The organism is Clostridium zhoujianii (assembly GCF_051590805.1).
GTDB lineage: Bacteria > Bacillota > Clostridia > Clostridiales > Clostridiaceae > Clostridium.
Window position 1 is genome coordinate 1,657,406 of the sequence record NZ_JBPUTF010000001.1, and the last position, 18,813, is coordinate 1,676,218.

Sequence of the window (18,813 nt, forward strand, 5' to 3'; positions counted from 1 at the left end):
AATACATTTTTATCCCTACTCCCTTAATTTTTTACCTGTTAAGGCCAAGAATACTGTTTCTAGACTTGGTTCCTCATTTACTATATTTTGAATATCCCCACCATTATTATCTACAACTGAAACTATATTAGATATTAAATTTCTGCTTTTTAAAGTAGATATTCTATATTCATTATCATTTACTATAACTTTTTCTACTCCTGTAATTTCCTTTAATTTATTATCTAATCCTTCAACCTCTTTAGTAACTGTTAGGTTGAAAATTCTTTTATCCCCAACTAGGTTCTTTAGCTCTTCCCCTGTTCCTTCAGCAATAACTTTCCCCTTGTCCACAATTGCAATTCTGTCACAGATATCATCTACCTCTTGCATATAGTGAGAAGTATATATAATTGTTGCACCTTCTTCTCTTAGCTTTAATACTGACTCTAATATATGATTTCTGGACTGTGGATCAATTCCTACTGTCGGCTCATCCATTATAATTAATTTAGGAGAATGTGCTATAGCACAACCAATATTTAATCTTCTTTTCATACCACCAGAGAATTCTGAAGCCTTTTTATTTCTCACATCTGTTAGACCTACAAAGTCTAAAGTCTTATTTGTTCTATCTTTAAGATCTTGCCCCTTAAATCCATATAGTGAGCAGAAAAAACTTATGTTTTCTTCTGCTGTTAAGTCCCAATAAACTGCAAAATCTTGTGGAACAATACCAATATTTTCTTTCCACTTTCTAATTTTCGATGTTTGTCCCTCGTAAATGACTTCTCCTTTTGTTTTCTTTACAAGACCACATATCATTCCAATTAATGTGCTTTTACCTGCACCATTAGGTCCTAATATGCCAAATATCTGCCCTTTCTCTATCTTTAGATCTATCCCATCAACAGCAACATGATTTCCATAGTCTTTGTAAATTTTCTTTATTTCTAACATCTTAACAAATCCTCCTCAATTTCCTTCTATGATATTATTATATAAAAAAAAGGCCTCCTCCCCCAGTTAGGAATATCACCTTTTATCATTACATTTGTAACATTTTAACTATTATAAATTGCTCTTTAAATAATTTACCGCAATTGCTGTTCTATGATCAAGTCCTGTTTTTTCTAAAATTCCACTAATATAATTTCTAATTGTGCCTTCTGATATAAATAATTTTTTACTTATTTCTTTATTACTTAAACCTTCACTTATAGCTATAATTATATCCTTTTCTCTATCTGTAAAATCATAATTACATATTTCCGGTAAATTCCCTTTACCATGAAGCTTTCCTAATATATTTTCGTTCATTACAATTGTATTATTAAAAACTGAAATAATACTATTTGCTATTTGTTCTGGTGAATTATTTTTAAGAATATATCCCTTTGCTCCATATTCTAGAGCTTCATTAATATAATCCTCCTCATCAAAAGTTGTTAAAATCAAACACTTAGTATTTGTATTATCAACTATTTGTCTAACTGCCTCCACTCCATTTAATTTTGGCATTCTAATATCGATTAAAGCAACATCAATATCTTTTTCAATACATCTCTTAATACACTCTTCTCCATTTTTTGCTTCATCTACCACCTCTATATCCCCTTTCAGAGGTAGCAATATTTTTAAACTCTCCCTAATTAAACTATCATCATCACATATTAGCACCCTTATACTCATCCTATTCCCCCAAATTTAATATCATATTAATAACAAAACCATTATCATTATTATATTCTATTCTACCACCAATACCTAACATTCTTTCTTCCATTCCATTTAGGCCTAGACCCTTGTCAAGAATTTCACAACCCTTTCCATTATCCTTAATCTCTATTCTCATAAACTTATTATAGATTAAAATAGAAATACTTATTTCTGTTGCTTCTGAATACTTAGCTGCATTAGTCAACGCCTCTTTGATATTTTCTTCCATTATCATCCACATATTCAACTTAATTTTATCTGTATCTCCCTCTACCCTAAAATTAACTTTTATACTAGAACTATATTGAAATCTAAGTATCTCCTCTTTTATATCCTCTATACCAATAACCTTATCCCTCGGTTTTACATTTCTTAGAACTAATCTTATTTCATCCATTCCCTCTCTAAGATTTGTCATTGCACTGGTTAGATATTTTTCACTAAGTTCATTATCAATACCAGCGATCTCCTTTGTAACCTCTAATTGCATAAGCGAACTTGTAATTCTATGACCTAAATGATCATGTAGCTTCTGCGCCATAAAATTTCTTTCTTTTAAACTTGCCATAATATTAGTTTGCTCAAGATACTTTTCTAAATTTGCAATCTTTTTCTGCATCATAAATCTTTCGTATCTTTGACCTCTACCAAATTCCTTTAGTTCAGCATTATCAATATATTGATTTTTAACTTCATATAAATATAAATTTATAATGACAGCATAAATAACCATATTAAATAGGTTGTTTCTATTTAATACAGCTAATATACCAATACTTATCACTATTGAAGTTAATAATGATTCCCTATCACAGATTATTTCAAAGAGTACTATAGGTAATAAATACTCAACTCCTAATAATCCTAATATCATAGCCCCTATAATTATACTTAATTGAGATATTATTATAATAGTACTATTAATCTTGGTTAAATCTTTTAAAAGTTGAAGAATACAAATGAAAATAACAACACTTATATTAATAATAATCCCTATTTCTCCTTCCCCATTTACTATAGTTGAAGCTGATCCAAAGAAAGTCATTATTATAATCAACAAAGTTATTGTATTTTCCATATATAATTCCCCCAAAATCTTAATTACTTTCTTATTACCCCTACTGCCTTACCTAATACATAGAACTCCTCATCCTTTGAAACTACTATTGGTTCATAGGCTTCATTTTCTGGTATTAATGTTATAGATGTTTTTCCAACTTTCAAAGTTTTAAGTGTTGCATTACCATCTATATTGACTGCCACAATATCCCCATTTTGTGGTGCTGGAGTTTGTTCAATTACTACTAAATCACCATTATGAATATTTGCATTAATCATTGAATTCCCCTTAACTTTAAGGATAAACTTTTTGTTACTTCCTTTAACCCAGTACTTAGGTATAGAGAAAATATCCTCTTGTTCTGGTGTAATTAAAATTGGTTCCCCAGCTGCAATATTATTAAATACAGGTATTTCTTCTAACTCATCCTTTGAATAATTCTCTGCATGTTCACCAAGAATTCTCTCTTCATAGCCTGTATGCTCTATTGAGAATTCAAAGTTTCTTCTACGTTTTAAATCAATAAACTTGTACTTTTCAATAACATTAATAGTTTTTACCCTTTCTGGTTCTGAGAAGTTTTTTTCTAATAGGTCAACTTTAAAGTTATATATCTTTTTATTATTACCAAAAACCTTTTTTGCGTATACTCTACCTTTTTTAACCAATTCTGAATATACATTTTCACCCTTATCAACATCAATCCCCATAGTTATAGTTCCATAAGATTTCTTATTATATAATGCCAACAAGAACTCTAACTCAATCTTAGATAGTTGCTCTACATTATCAATAAAAATATGTACATAACCTTCACCCTTTACTCCTTTAACATTATTTATTGCATCTCTAATTTTATCTTCATCATCAAACAAATTATTTTCAGCAATAACTTTATTAAAGGCCTCAAAAAGTATATAGACTTCGCTTCTAGAAACAGAATTTTTTCTAAGCTTTAGTGGCCCCCCCATTAAGGTCATATACTCTTCTAATGAAGTAATATTTGAATTCTTCATATACTTTATCTCATTTAAAATAATATGAATATTATTATATTTAAGTTTTTTACATTTATTAAAGTGATTTTCCTTTATTATATCTTTAATAATATCTGTTTTTTCTTCAAAGGTGGCTAATCTATTATTACTTGCATACCTATCAACAAGCTCATTTAGAGATAGAAATTCAGGATCTACCTGGGATGATAATAATGATATATATGTATGATTATATTTATCCTTTATCTTTTTATATCTATCTTTATACTTTTCTTTTAATCCCTTTTCTTTTTGAACAAATAGTATCTTGTCCTCTTCCTCATATGCAAAATTATTCACTAAGTTTAATACTCTGTGAAGTAATGTTTCTGTTTTTCCTGTATTTGATTTACCTTTAACTATATTATATTTAACTGGTTTGCTTTCTATAAACTTCTTTTGTATTTTAAGTAATTTCATATTCATTACATCCTTTTTCATAATTAACTATATATCTATAATAACTGATAATTATTATCTTTTCAAAGTAATTTTAAATAATAGAACCTTTTCATTCTATTATCTGTTTATATTATTTAAATAAAAGAAAAAAGATAGCCTTATATGCTATCTATTAATATCTATCTATGTAATCCAAGAGCAATGACAACTAAAGTTGCCCAATCTGTTTCTGGATTTTCTATCCATTTAAACTCAATGTCTAATTCTTTAAGCCATGCATTAAGTCCATTGCTTTCCTTTGATGCATTAGGCGATTGTCTACCATATATCTCTTTAATATCTTCAAGTAACTTCTTTTGGTCTTCTTTATCTAATTCTCTATCTATCAATTCAGATATAACTTCACGACATTCATCATAACATTTAGCATCTTCTGAATATAAGGCATTGGCTAACTCTTGTCTTTCTTTATTTAAATGTTCTCTAACTTCATTAATTTCATCTATATTTTTTAGGAATTTTGCTGATATTCTAAGGGCTTCCATCTCCTTATCTAATCTTTTAATTGCTTTTTCTAACTTTATATTTCTCATCTATGATCCCACTTTACTTTTTTATTTTGTCATTTTTAATGACATTTATATTATTATACCACTAATATCTATTTTATTCACACTTAAATCTTCATTTATATCATTTCAACTTTAATACAATAAAAAGTCCTAGGGATTATGAGCTAAGACTTTTTTACGCATCTACATTTCCGAAGCTTGTTTGATGAAAATCTTGCAGGCCCACAAATTTATTTTTTCACTTTACTCCAACACCTTTAACATCATATATATTTACAAATTTATCCACATATAGATAAGCATCATAAATTCTATAGAGTAAAAAACTGCCACAGAAATATATATCAATATTTCTGTGGCAGTTCTTATTAATTTGGTGTAATTAATAGCCTTTAATTAATGATTCATTCTCTACCTATTATTTTATCGCTTCTAATACTTCGTTAACCATTCCTAAAGTTGATGTATAACCTCCTGATACTGTGTACCAATTAACAGAGTTTAAATATACTATGTTTCCATCTTTATATGCCTTAGTTTGCTTAACTAGTTCATTTTCAATTATTTCTTTAGCTGATGATCCAGTTTCTGTACCAGTAATTGCATTTCTGTCTACAACAAAAAGATATTCCGGGTTCTTTTCTACTAAATATTCATAAGAAACTTCTTGACCATGAGTAGAATCTTCTAATCCTTCGTCTGTTTGCTTAAATCCTAATTCATTAAATAATAATCCATACCTTGAACTTTTATTAAAAGCGGATATGTTTCTACCATTGAGCATTATTGAAGTTGCATTTAAATTTAACTTTGTAATTTCTTTATTAGCTTCTTCTATCTTAGATGTAACTTCTTTTAGCATCTTGTCAGTTTCTTTTTCTAATCCAAATAGTTTTCCTAGCATATTTAAGTTATTTTCATAACTATTAAGGTAGTCGGCACCATCTGCATTAAAGAATACTGTAGGAGCTATTTCTGTAAATTGCTTATAGTAATCTTCCATTCTACCTGCCATTACTATAACATCTGGATTTAATGCATGTATAGCTTCTAAATCTGGCTCCTTTACTGTTCCAACATTAGCATATTCCTCTGCTGAGTATTTATTCATATACTCTGGTAATTTCCCTGATTTAGGTACTCCTACTATATTCACCCCTAAATTATCTAATATATCTAGTGCACCGTAATCTAAAACTACTACTCTTTCTGGAGTTTTTTCTAATGCAGTTGTTCCAAGCTTATGTGTTACTTCAACAGCTCCACCATTATTTCCACTTCCTACTTTGTCTCCATTCTTTAAATAGAATGCTCCACCTACTAATACTACAGCTGCTGCTATAACGATTCCTAATACTTTTTTATTCATTATTTATTCCTCCAATTAAATTGATTTTCATTATCATTAAATTTATTAAAATTAAGTGTTTATTTAGAAATAAACACAAATTCTTCTATCACCTATATTTTCGATTTTGAACTCAGTTTTATATAAATCTTCTAAAACAACTTTGTCTATTATACTAAGAGTTTCACCTTCTTTATATACTTCTCCATCCTTTAAAGCTATTATCGTATCTGAGTAACAAGATGCAAAGTTAATATCATGTAGTACTGTTACAACAGTTTTTCCTAAATCATCAACTAAAGCTCTGATACCCTTCATCATTTGAACAGAATGTTTCATATCTAAGTTATTTAGTGGTTCATCTAAAAATATGTATTCTGTATTTTGTGCAATAACCATTGCAATATATGCTCTTTGTTTTTGACCACCACTAAGCTCATCTAAATATTTATATTGTATATCCCTAAGTTGCATATACTCAATTGCTTCGTTAATTAATCTGTTATCTTCTTCGTTTATATTTCCTTGTGAATATGGGAATCTACCAAATTCAACAAGTTCCCTAATAGTAAGCCTTAAATCAATATCATTTGCTTGCTTAAGTATTGATATTTTCTTAGATAACTCTCTGTTATTCCACTTATCTAGTGGCGTTCCATCTATAATAACTTCACCCTCATCCATATCAAGAAGTCTAGATATCATTGATAAAACTGTACTTTTACCTGCTCCATTTGGACCAATTAGTGAAATCATCTTACCTTTTTCTATATTTAAGGATACATTGTTTACTACTTTTTTATCACCATATTTTTTGGTTATGTTTTTTACTTCTATCATAATTTACTCTCCTTTAGTAGAAGATATAAGAAATATAATCCTCCAACAAAATTAATTATTACACTTAACGTAGTGTTAAATTCAAATATTCTCTCAACTATTATTAACCCAATAATTAAACTTGAAATACTAATAAGAATTGAAGCTGTAATTAAATACTTATGTTTAAAACTTTTTATTAATTGATATGTTACATTTACAACTATTAATCCCAAGAAGGTTATAGGCCCTACTAGTGCTGTTGACATAGCAGTAAGTATAGCTACTACAACAAGTAATTTTTTCATTACCTTATCGTAATTAACCCCAAGATTTATAGCTTGTTCTTTCCCCAATGACATTACATCTAACAATTTTAATTCATCGTATATAAAAGGTATCATAAGAAGCAAAATTAAAATGGCTATAAATATTATGTCTGTATTTACATTATTAAAACTTGCAATAAGTTTTGCTTGTAGTGATAAATACTCATTTGGATCTATTAATACTTGTAAAAACGAAGTCATACTATTGAATAAAGTCCCAACTATTAATCCTACTAACAATAAATACATTATGCTTGTACTCTTTTTCTTAAATACTATTAAATACAATAAGCTACTAATTAGAAGCATTCCTACTAGTGAAACAAGGAAGTTCAAATTTTTATTAGTCATTAAAATGCTGCTTGAGCCGAATATAAATACAACTACTGTTTGGAAAAAGCTATATACAGCATCTAATCCTAAAACACTTGGTGTCAATATTCTATTATTACTTATAGTTTGAAATATTATGGATGAAAAAGCCACTGCCCCACCACTTATAATAATAGCAATTATCTTCGGAACTCTTTTAGATATTAAATATTCAGCATTTTTTGGAGTTAATCCAATTACTACAAAGAGTATTGCTGCTACTAATGCTATTACAAATAATAACCATATTTGTTTTTTTATTTTTTCTTCTCTCCTAAGCTGCATTTGATTTCCTCCTCATAACTAGATATAGGAATATTATACTTCCTATAACCCCAACAGTTAGACCTATTGAGACTTCGTAAGGAGCAATGATAACTCTTCCAAAAATATCACATACTAACACAAATACTGCACCAAATAAGCATGTCTCTAATAGAGAGTTCTTAAGATTATCACCTCTTGTCATACTTACAATATTCGGAACTATTAATCCTAAGAATGGTATATTCCCAACCATAACTAATGTTAGTGCTGCTACTGCTGACACAAGTGATAGTCCTATATTTACTATTCTTTCATGATTTAAGCCTAAGTTTGTTGAAAAGTTTTTCCCCATGCCTGCAATAGTAAACTTATTTGCGTATAGGAATGCAATAATCATTAGTGGAATACATAAATAAAGTAATTCATATTTCCCCTTCATTACAGTTGAAAAACTTCCCTGGAACCATGCATTTATGCTTTGATTCATATCTAATGAATAAGATATAAAGCTTGTCATAGAACTTATTAAGTTACCAAACATCAGTCCTACTAAAGGAACAAATATTACATTCTTAACTTTTATTTTTCTTAGTATAGTCATGAATATGAATGATCCAATAAGTGCAAATATAAATGCAAAGGTCGCCTTTCCTAACACTCCCGACTTTGGCATTACAATCATTGCTATAAGTATCCCAAACTTTGCCGAATCCATTGTTCCAGCTGTAGTTGGTGAAGTAAACTTATTTCTGCTTATCTGTTGCATTATAATCCCACTTACACTTAGACCCATTCCAGCAATTATTATACTAACTACTCTTGGTAATCTACTTATTAGAAGTATTTGTATTTTGTCTATATCACCATTAATTAAATCTTTTATTCCCACATTAGTTGCTCCTATAAACAAGGAAATAAATGATAATATTATTAGAGATATTAGTAAATATTTTTTTTTCATTGCTCCTCCTTAGTATGTCAATCTCACTTATTGATAATTATTATCAACTTCTGTTTATATATTAACTGATAACCATTATCATTGTCAATACTTTTATTTTATATTTACTATATAATTAAAAAAATAAAAAGAAGAGCTATCTTTAGCTCTTCTTTTTATTACTATATGTTAATACTTTTTGATATTAAAACTAAGTCATATATATCTATTATTCCGTCATTATTTAGATCTGAAGATCTACTGAACCCATTAATATCACTGGTTTTATTATACTCTTTTGATACTAATGAAAGATCCATTAAATCCACTACACCATCCCTATTTAAATCCTCTACTTTAAAATCAAGAACTTTATTATTTCCTATATACATATTCCCATCAGGATACCTTTTATTATTATAAACTGTAGCTGTTCCTTTTGAGTTGTTTAATATATTTACTTCGGCTATATCTAAATATAGGTGATTATCATAAAATTCATTATCTAATCCCCAACCATCTACTTGTACATGTATTTGAAATGCATCTACTATAATCAAATTCTTATTCCTATAACCTATATTATTTCTTACTACAGTTTTATTACCCTTAACATCTATAAAACTATCTGCATAATTCTTTCCTGATATTCCTTCCCCATTAAATATACAATCCTCAATAACCGTTCCAGTTGTTCCTTCTTTTATATCTAAGTGTTCAGCCCCTACATTAGGACCTATTTCGCAATTAGTAATAATATTATTATCACACTCTTTTTTTAATTCACTCCATTTTCCTTTATCGGACCCTATATATATACCCTCTCCATAATCTGGTCTAACAGTCCCTGTGTCATAAACCTTTGTATTCTTTATTATATTATTACTACTACCATCCCTTAGATGTATCCCCTCTTGTTCAACAGCATATACTTGACAACCACTTATAATATTATAATTACCATTATCAATCATAATACCCTTTTGTGCATTAGTTATTTTAAGATTACTCACCCTCCAATAATCTCCTGTTAAATATAGAGCATACCCAGATGAACTTCTAAGTCCCACAAGCTCACTTGGATTATTGAGATTTTCACTTTCTATTGTAATGGGATGTTCCTTTGTTCCCTGGGCATTTGATGTAAAATAGCCCTTCTCCATCCATTTACCTACGTATGAACCTTCCTTTATAATAATTCGGTCTCCAGCTTCAGCACTCCTAAGTGCATTTTGTATTTCATCTGCACTAGAACAATATATTGTTCTTAATACAGATTCCTCCTCGTTTGTAACTGCTGATATAGGGTAAATTGGTAATAAAGCACATAACAGTATAATTGATGAAAGTAAACTTAAGTTATTCTTTAATCTCATAAAATCACCTCTACCAATATTATACATTTTATCAATATAACAACACACCTATATATTAAAATTATACTTTTTAACTATTTTATACTATTGAAAACTCTCTCTATAATACCCTTGTCTACTAATTTACAACTAAATTTATATACTAGAACTGAAAAGATACTCATCATTATTATGTATACTCCTAAAGATAATTCCTGGTTCATTAATACATTCCCCCTTAAAATAAAACCTTTTTAATATTATGTATCCCAAGGGCGAATTATTACTTTAATAAATAAAGAGTGCTATCAAAATTAAACTTATAGCACTCTCTATACTCTAATTTTTTTTATCACTATAGGAAAATATACTTCCAATAAAAATAGTTAATGATAAAATACTTGTTACAGATATTATTATTGCCATTAATTTAGCTGGTACTGTTAATGGACTAATATCACCAAAACCTATGGTTGTGAAGGTAACCACTGTATAGTATAACAAATCAAAGTTGCTTGGATTGTTAGAATAGGCTATTCCACCTATAGCGTTTACAAGGCACACTCCTAGAAATAAATTAATAATTATCATTCCAACTAATATTAATGATACTATTAGAACCTTAGTAAAACTACTTTCATCCTCATTACTAAATTTTATATTACTTGTATTTTTCATTATCTTAAATACTATTTTAAAATTTAATATATAGCATATGATTATACCTATCAATCCTGTTATACCATACTTCATAATTTGTTCTGGAAATATCAATAATACTACTATATATGAGCTTGTAATAAAGTAGCTTAGTAAAAAGTCACTTCTTATACTTTCATCTTTACTTTTAAGCATAAAGATATGAAGCTTAGAACTTATAAGCAGTACATACCCTACCAAATAATGAATTATTATAAATATAAATATTATAATTACAGACTCAAAAATATAATTAATACATATATATGTATTAATTTCTATGTATCTAACAACAGTTATATATAATCCTATAAAAGAGAATATCTCAGAGAAAATAATCATTCCAGTCTGAGTTATCTTAATAATGAAATTCCTTTCTAAAAAAAGATCCCTATATGCAGTATTAATTTTACTTATCCCATAAAATAATGGCTTTCTCTTTATATTAGTATTACCAAAAGTTCTTATTAAAAGAATAGCTATCACTATTATTGTTACTATTATAATAATATCATCACCTCCATGGATTAAATTAATTAACACATGATATAATATGTTTTGATATTATTAAATATAATTATTTTACTTTTAATTTCTAATTAATGAACTATAGTGTAATAAAAATCTCAACTTTACTAATAAATTATTCTTTTTTTATTTTATATTCTTTAATGAATTTTATTAAATTCTTTTTATTACTCTCTAGCTGAGTAAGCCTATTTACATTCGCACCTGAAGGGTGTGGAAATCCTCTAAGTACCTGTTCTTCCCTAATAACCCCATCTTTAATTAATATCTCTAATACCTCTTCTACTGCTTTTCCTAGAGGTATTATCATTATCTCTTCAAATCTCTTTACTTCATCCACAAAATTCTCATAGACATATTTCATTAGAATATCACTCTTTATTAATTTAGGACTATGTCCTGTATAGTTTTTACCTTTAACAAATACAGGATAGGGAATTAGTGATATTGTATGTAGTAAATTATCACTATTATCAAATAGCTCTGAAGTACTTCTCACTCCTAAAGCTTCATTTAGTTTTATCTCATCTAACATACTTATAATGTTTTTTCTTAAAGGTCCTGAAAATCTACCTGCAACTTTACAAAGGTATTTTATTTCCTCTATTTCTATATTTTCTTCTATACTTTTCCTTGCCTCTGCAATTGAATCACTCATTTGTTGAAAACCAGGAGTAATTCCTACAATAAGTACCCTAGCTTTAGGATTTATATACTCATTATGTGTGGCATAGTATATTTCTATATCTTTGCACCTTTCAATTAAAAACTCATCTATTAAAATTTCTTCTTTTGTATATTTATCTTTTAATGGCAACTTTTTTATTGCCCCTATATAATCTTCTAGTATTTTTTTCATAAGTTTCATTCCTTTATAAAGTTTTTATTCATTAACATTTTTAATTATTCTCTTAAACCTTTCCATGTATTCATCATCTAAACCTGCATACTCATAATTATCTAATGATGATTTCTTTATTATATTGGAATTATCCTTAAATAATCTTTTATCTATCTCTTCTATTGATAAATAAGTATGCTCACCATATACTTCAGACTCACCTCCTGATCCATTTAAATCAAATTCTTTTCCATCTTTTAGCTTTATTTTATAATAAAAAGTTCCTCTTTCTTTCCAATTTATTAAAGTCTTTTTCCCAGTAAATCCAGTTTCAACCTGAACTATATCCTGCAAGCTATATTCCTTTCCTAAGGGATTAAAAGTGCTATGTATTGCTATTTTTTCATCTTCAATAGATACTATATTAACAATAATAAGATATAGTACTATTAAGATTGCAGTACTAAATAGTATTTTATACTTTTTTATTAAGTTGTAAATCATGATATCAAGTATATGCTCCCCATTATTAGATTTATATATCTTCTCATATATAAGTCGTAAAAAGAATATTATTATTATCCCAATGAGAAATATCAAATAGTAATATGGAGTCACAACAACCCATATATCAAAATCATTTCCTACTATTAATTTCTCTTGTAACACTGCAATAGCAATCATACTACCAATTACAATAACTATTCCTATAATAAAGAAAGCTATAGAAAAAAGAGCCTTAATTCCCTTCCTCTTTATGAGATTTAGTTTTATAATAATCCCCTCCTAATATCTATTAATTAGATTATACATCATACTATTTAACTATAATCTTAAGACTTCCATAAATTGAATAAAAAGGCAGAATGAAAATATTCACCTGCCTTCTTCTACTACCTTTTAAATATATTTGTAAGATTTAATTTATCAACCCTTGCTTTAATTTCTTCATTATTTATTGAATATAATCCTAAAGCCTTCATTCTTTCAAAATATTTAGATCCTGAAAAAGTATATCTTTCACTAAGATCACCATCCTCTACCTTATCATTAGCGTAAGCAATAATATCCCCTACTACTAATTCCCTTGGTAACTCTAACAAATTCTTTCCTTCTATATATTGCACCGCATTATAACCTGCTAATGTTCCTGTCACCATCGCTTCAGTATGACCCACAAAGAATCCTGATTTTTCCCCAGCACAGAATAAGTTATCTACACCAAGTACCTTCATTGCATTACTTCTTGGAGATGCTGCAAGGTATCTTATAGAGTTCCCATTACTACCTGCTAATGGATCAATATACCTTGAACTTTCTAAGCCTTTTATTTTCCTTAGTTTATCTATTGGAAAATATGAGGTCATAAGCTTTATATGACCTGTATCTAGCAATATAACATTTTCAGCAAATTCTAAGGTGGCATATTGTTGACATACCTTTTCTTCTAACTTATCTAAGTGAACATCCTCCTTAGGTACAGGAAGTATAACTATCCCCTCCTTATCTAAAGTCTTAAGTATGTCCTCAGATAACCCTTCCCTTGGAATTTCACAAGAGCCACTCATTGCTCCTCTTTTACCATTAGGTCTTTCTCCTACTAAATCCTTAACCCCTGCCTTTTCGCTTAAGCTCACTCTTATACCAAAACTAGGACATCTTAATACACACATAGCACATCCATGGCCGTACTTAATACAATTTGCCATTGAGCCTGTAGACCCTGTAGTCTCTATAAATACATCACCTGTTGCTATTGTTTTGTCTTCAAATACAATAGACTCTATCTTTTCTTCCTTAACTTTTACATCTACAGCCCTACTTTTAAAAAATAATTTTACTCCCCTATCAATTAGATATTGTCTTACAAGAGGTTCAGCCTTACTTACATCACATAACCATGCATGTTTATGACCTGGAAATTCCATATTTTTATGGAGAGCTATAGAATCCATAATATTCATGAATTCACCTGCACCAAGATTTATTAACTCCTCTGCCGCAGTATATCTTCCATTATTTCTCATGATCCCGCCAACATTCCCCACCCCAAGCAAAAGATCTGTCCTTTCATATAATTCCACCTCTGAGCCACATTTTATTGCTTCTAGTGCTGCTGAGCAACCTGCCCATCCACCACCTATAACTACAACTTTCATATTCACTCCTTAATAACAAATTGATGTTATTTTAAAGTATTCATTTATCTTAATTAAGTTGATATTTTTTCGTTATTATATATAAAAAAGAGGTAAGAATCATTTGGTAATTCTTACCTCCATCAACATAAGGTTATTGGTTAAATCCCTCTGCTTTTCGTCCTTCCATTAAATCTTGTATTCTTTCCCCTGCATTCTTAAATATAATGGCTATACCTAAGAATAAAATAAATACTACTGCTAGTACTAAAACATCTTTTCCTATTACACTGTAATTCACAACTGGTGCTGAAATCACTTCCTTCAATGCTTCAACCCCATAGGTAAAAGGCATAAATGGATTTAATACCTTAAAGAAATTAGGTACTAATTCTAATGGGAAAGTACCAGCACATGCTGTTAATTGAAGTATAAGTAAAACTATACTTAAAAGCCTTCCTGCATCACCAAATAGGAATATTAAACATTGAATTATTGAAATAAATACTAATGAGAAGAAAATTAACAATCCAAAATATAATGGTACATTAGTAGGTTTTAGTCCTAATAGCATAACGGCTATACCAACAAGTATTGCTTGTAAAACACCTACGAATGCAAATGATAAAAACTTTCCCATTACCTTATTGAACTTTGATATCTTTTCATCATCTTCAGTCTTTATCGGAATAACAAAGAACATCATAATTGCTCCTATCCATAGGGATAGTGACATAAAGTATGGTGCAAATCCTGTACCATAATTGCTTACAGGATTTATTGGATTAATATTTAAATTAACTGGTTCTGATACAAACTCACCCATTTCCTCTGAAGTATTAATTAAACCATTTGTTAGTTCCTTTGATCCATCATCAAGTTTTGTTGATAACTCTTTTGAACCATCAACTAATGCCACTGAACCTTCATTTAATTTAGCAATTCCATCACTTAATGTTGGTACTTTTAAATTAATTTCTCTTAGACCTTCAGTAACTTGTTTAGATCCATTATAAAGAGCTTTCACTGGTCCATTTTGGCTGTTGATTGCATATGTCACCTTTTCTAGCCCTGGTCCAAATTCACTATCTAATCCTGATTGAATTTGATCTAACCCAACACTGAGGCTATTTAGACCTCCTCCAAGAGCAGTTATATTTGCTGTTAATTGACTTGTCCCAGCTGTAAACTTCTTTACACTACCTGTATACATTTGTATACCTTGAGTGTAGTCGCTTATACCTTTCTGTAGATACCCTGATCCATTCTGAAGTACTTTTATCTTTTCTGCAGATCCTGCACTTTCTATTTGATATTGTTGGAGCTTTTGTAATGCTGCAATTATTGCTGCATTTTTTTCGTTATCATCCTTTGACTCCACTGCTTTGTTAAGATCTGATCCAACTAATTGCATCACCTCAGATGATCTATTTACCCCTGATATAAGTTCATCTATACCTCCTTTAACTTGGCTGTAAGACTCATTTATTTTCGTTGAATTTTCACTAACTGTATCACTTGCAATATTCAAGGCACTCACACCATTATTTAAAGTATCTATATCTTCTTTACCTGCTGCTAATTGGTCTGTCATTCTTTTTGCACCTTCATTCACCTTGGCAATACCTGGATAAATTTTAGTGTTGTAACCTTCATATAATTTAGATGTGCCTTGACCTAATTGATTCATTGCAGTATTAATTCCTAAAGTTACAGAATCAGATCCATCAGAAAGCTTACCTATTCCAGAAGTTAAACTTGGAATTTGCTTATTAATTAGACCTAATCCATTACTAACTGAATTTACACCCTCATAAATTTCTTTGCTACCATCAGCTGCTGCAACCATACCATCTTTTGCTTTGTATAAGTTATCAAAAGCAACTGTTACATAATTATTAGTAATTGTACTAACAATTTGTTCCTTTAGTTTATCTTCAACCATGTGATTTACTTGAGATGCTAAAAAATTCTTTTTCTCATTACATACAAATTGTAAGTTTGCTTTAATAGGATTTGATTCCTTTGCACTAATCACCTTAGCTGAAAAATCTTCTGGTATTTGAAACTTTGCATAATAGTCATCACCTTCAAGTCCTTTATCTGCAACATCTTCTGAGACGAATTTCCACCCAACTTGTTTATCATCTTTTAATTCTTCCACCATGTCAGCACCATAGTTAACCACTTCACCATTTAATATAGTTCCTTTATCTAAATTAACTACAGCAACTGGCATATCTGTTAATCTGCCATATGGATCCCAGAATGCATCCAAATATAGTAATGAGTATAGTAATGGTACAACAATAATTGCTACAACAGATACTCTTATCATCCTATTTTTAAATATACTTCTTATATCCTTACCTGCTATTTTTAAGAAATTCATCTGACTCACCTCCTTATTAATAATTTATCCAATCGATACCTTTACTACTCTACCACCTTCTACAAGTGGGCGTTAGTCACTGATACACCCTGGAACGTTTCCCCTTGAGGGTTTAGTTCTTCTAATCCTCAGATGAGATGGTCTATTACTCTAAAAAACTCAACCTAAAGATAAGAATCACTTTGTAATTACAATTAAACTGCAATTATGACTATTGGTCAATATAATCTATGTTAATAATTACCGAAGTTTCATGAACAATCTTTTAACTTTAACTTCTTAACCTTATATTTATAAATTACAACAGGTAAAATTATAAGAATATATTTAATTATGTATTGCTGTAAAAAAATATAAAGAATAAAGCTAACACTGCATGATAACGTTAGCTTTAATTTATATTTATCATTATCAAAATCCCTTTATTATCTATCTTATTCTCATATATCTTATTAACTAAATGTTTTTAATTTATAAAATCATTTCTCTACTTATTCTTTTAATTTAATATGTAAAAGCTGATTAATTCTTATTTTGTTGCATAGAAAAAGGCTTAGTACTTCTAAGCCTTTTTCTGCTATCTACACTTAATATAACTTTCCTTAACATTATCTTGAACATCCATTAAAGCTTCTCCAAATCTTTGGTAGTGAACTACTTCTCTTTGTCTTAAGAATCCTAGAATTTCCTTTAATTCAGGCTCATCTGTCAGATTCATTAACCATTCATAAGTTGCTCTTGCTTTTTGTTCTGCATCCATATTTTCATGTAAATCAGCAATTACATCACCTTTTCCTTGAATATAAGTTGCCGTCCAAGGATTCCCTGTTGCATCTGTATATGCAAGTGCTTTTCCATGATCTGCATAATGACCAGCTAAACCTGCTGCCTTAATCTCACTAATTGAAGCATTTTCCATCAATTGATAAACCATAGTACCTATCATCTCTACATGTGCCATTTCTTCCGTTCCAATATCAGTTAATAAACCCTTTGATTTATTTGTTGGCATTGTGAATCTTTGATTTAAATATCTTAATGCTGCACTTAATTCGCCATCAGGGCCTCCATACTGAGTAATTAAAAATTTAGCCATGTTTAAATCTTTACATTTAAGGTTTACTGGATATTCTAGAGTCTTTACATAATACCACATAATTTACTTTCCTCCTCTAAGATTTTCCCATGGCCATGGACTATTAATCCAAGCTTCTGGATTTTGAATATAAGCTGAACCAAAATTCGTAAGTGGTCCATATTCTTGCTCATACTCTATAACTAACTTAGAGAGTTTAGAGGATATAACTTTGTAATCTTCTGTAGCATTTTCACAGCCTGGAAAATTATCTAAATATAGATTTAATTCCACTGCACAGAATTGTAGTTTCCTAATCTTATCTAAATATTCATATTGATTCATAAGGATCCCTCCTTATTATCAATATATTTCACATCACAATATGGACTATAAAGATTTTTAAATAAAGTTCCTGATGCGAAAGCCTCATTTACAGTAAATAAACATTCATAAGGTTGTAAAACAATATAGGTTTTTGCATATACCTTTGGATCAAACACTTTAAATGTTTCATAGCAATTCTTTTTTGTATTTTTACATGCAATGTTGCAGTATAATTTACTTGGGTCATTTATACATTCTTCACAGTCTTTACACTCATTATCTCTTTCATAATACATAACTCTTTGCCCTTTCGTTTATCATGGTCTACGAGATTATTCTATGTAGAAAAATGGAGAATTGTGATGTTTTATTTTTCTAAAACTTTCTTTATATGAATATATATTAGTCTAAATCAATTCTTTAGTTAACAAACCTGTTGCTTATGAAAAGATAAAATAAGATACATACTTCCATTTAAACTAATATAATCAAATAGACTAAATTATCAAAGGCTTTAACCCCTACTATCCTCTATAATTGCTTATATAATAATAACATGAAATTTCTGAGTTCCAATTTATATCTAATAAAAAAGACCTAGATTAAATCTAAGT

At 29.1% G+C, this 18,813-nt stretch carries 19 protein-coding genes; all 19 read right to left on the reverse strand.

Features of this window, described 5'->3' with window-relative positions; all coding sequences use genetic code 11:
- Positions 1-15 precede the first annotated feature (15 nt).
- The 19 genes from ACSYT2_RS07810 to ACSYT2_RS07900 all read right to left on the reverse strand — a co-directional run bounded on the left by ACSYT2_RS07810 (position 16) and on the right by ACSYT2_RS07900 (position 18,495).
- Positions 16-939, reverse strand: a complete 924-nt coding sequence (locus ACSYT2_RS07810; RefSeq protein WP_438384446.1) for an ABC transporter ATP-binding protein — start codon at positions 937-939, stop codon at positions 16-18.
- A gap of 111 nt (positions 940-1,050) precedes the next feature.
- On the reverse strand, positions 1,051-1,671 hold the full coding sequence (locus ACSYT2_RS07815) for a response regulator (RefSeq protein ID WP_438384448.1): 621 nt from the start codon (positions 1,669-1,671) through the stop codon (positions 1,051-1,053).
- Between the two features lies 1 nt (position 1,672).
- Positions 1,673-2,776, reverse strand: a complete 1,104-nt coding sequence (locus tag ACSYT2_RS07820; protein ID WP_430856630.1) for a sensor histidine kinase — start codon at positions 2,774-2,776, stop codon at positions 1,673-1,675.
- A gap of 23 nt (positions 2,777-2,799) precedes the next feature.
- Entirely contained in the window at positions 2,800-4,215 is a 1,416-nt protein-coding gene (gene lexA, locus ACSYT2_RS07825; RefSeq protein ID WP_430856631.1) for a transcriptional repressor LexA, read from the reverse strand.
- Positions 4,216-4,376: 161 nt separating this feature from the next.
- A complete protein-coding gene (locus ACSYT2_RS07830) occupies positions 4,377-4,790 on the reverse strand; it encodes a hypothetical protein (RefSeq protein WP_430856632.1) in 414 nt (137 codons plus the stop codon).
- A 397-nt stretch (positions 4,791-5,187) separates the two neighbouring features.
- Positions 5,188-6,138, reverse strand: a complete 951-nt coding sequence (locus ACSYT2_RS07835) for a siderophore ABC transporter substrate-binding protein (protein WP_430856633.1) — start codon at positions 6,136-6,138, stop codon at positions 5,188-5,190.
- Positions 6,139-6,201: 63 nt separating this feature from the next.
- Positions 6,202-6,957, reverse strand: coding sequence for an iron ABC transporter ATP-binding protein (locus tag ACSYT2_RS07840; RefSeq protein ID WP_438384450.1), 756 nt, complete (start codon positions 6,955-6,957; stop codon positions 6,202-6,204).
- Positions 6,954-7,922: an iron chelate uptake ABC transporter family permease subunit gene (locus ACSYT2_RS07845; RefSeq protein WP_430856635.1), complete on the reverse strand. Its 969-nt coding sequence runs from the start codon at positions 7,920-7,922 to the stop codon at positions 6,954-6,956. Before ACSYT2_RS07845 ends, ACSYT2_RS07840 begins: the two co-directional genes overlap by 4 nt.
- A complete protein-coding gene (locus tag ACSYT2_RS07850; RefSeq protein ID WP_438384454.1) occupies positions 7,912-8,865 on the reverse strand; it encodes an ABC transporter permease in 954 nt (317 codons plus the stop codon). Before ACSYT2_RS07850 ends, ACSYT2_RS07845 begins: the two co-directional genes overlap by 11 nt.
- A 161-nt stretch (positions 8,866-9,026) precedes the next feature.
- On the reverse strand, positions 9,027-10,220 hold the full coding sequence (locus tag ACSYT2_RS07855) for a right-handed parallel beta-helix repeat-containing protein (RefSeq protein ID WP_438384456.1): 1,194 nt from the start codon (positions 10,218-10,220) through the stop codon (positions 9,027-9,029).
- 74 nt (positions 10,221-10,294) lie between these two features.
- Positions 10,295-10,423, reverse strand: coding sequence for a hypothetical protein (locus tag ACSYT2_RS07860; RefSeq protein WP_430856638.1), 129 nt, complete (start codon positions 10,421-10,423; stop codon positions 10,295-10,297).
- 115 nt (positions 10,424-10,538) lie between these two features.
- The gene (locus tag ACSYT2_RS07865; protein ID WP_438384459.1) at positions 10,539-11,384 is read right to left on the reverse strand and encodes a potassium channel family protein; all 846 of its coding nucleotides are present in this window, start codon (positions 11,382-11,384) and stop codon (positions 10,539-10,541) included.
- A gap of 157 nt (positions 11,385-11,541) precedes the next feature.
- On the reverse strand, positions 11,542-12,285 hold the full coding sequence (locus ACSYT2_RS07870) for a hypothetical protein (protein ID WP_438384461.1): 744 nt from the start codon (positions 12,283-12,285) through the stop codon (positions 11,542-11,544).
- Between the two features lie 24 nt (positions 12,286-12,309).
- Positions 12,310-12,951 (reverse strand): hypothetical protein, encoded by a 642-nt coding sequence (locus ACSYT2_RS07875; protein ID WP_430856641.1) that lies wholly within the window; start codon positions 12,949-12,951, stop codon positions 12,310-12,312.
- A 209-nt stretch (positions 12,952-13,160) separates the two neighbouring features.
- The gene (locus tag ACSYT2_RS07880) at positions 13,161-14,426 is read right to left on the reverse strand and encodes an FAD-dependent oxidoreductase (protein WP_430856642.1); all 1,266 of its coding nucleotides are present in this window, start codon (positions 14,424-14,426) and stop codon (positions 13,161-13,163) included.
- A gap of 133 nt (positions 14,427-14,559) precedes the next feature.
- Positions 14,560-16,797 carry a YhgE/Pip domain-containing protein gene (locus ACSYT2_RS07885; protein ID WP_438384464.1) on the reverse strand — a complete coding sequence of 746 codons (2,238 nt, stop codon included), beginning with the start codon at positions 16,795-16,797 and terminating at the stop codon, positions 14,560-14,562.
- 577 nt (positions 16,798-17,374) lie between these two features.
- Positions 17,375-17,953, reverse strand: a complete 579-nt coding sequence (locus ACSYT2_RS07890) for a manganese catalase family protein (protein ID WP_430856644.1) — start codon at positions 17,951-17,953, stop codon at positions 17,375-17,377.
- 3 nt (positions 17,954-17,956) lie between these two features.
- Positions 17,957-18,217, reverse strand: a complete 261-nt coding sequence (locus ACSYT2_RS07895; RefSeq protein ID WP_430856645.1) for a spore coat protein CotJB — start codon at positions 18,215-18,217, stop codon at positions 17,957-17,959.
- Entirely contained in the window at positions 18,214-18,495 is a 282-nt protein-coding gene (locus tag ACSYT2_RS07900) for a spore coat associated protein CotJA (RefSeq protein ID WP_430856646.1), read from the reverse strand. The genes ACSYT2_RS07895 and ACSYT2_RS07900 overlap by 4 nt, the downstream gene beginning before the upstream one ends.
- Positions 18,496-18,813: the final 318 nt, after the last annotated feature.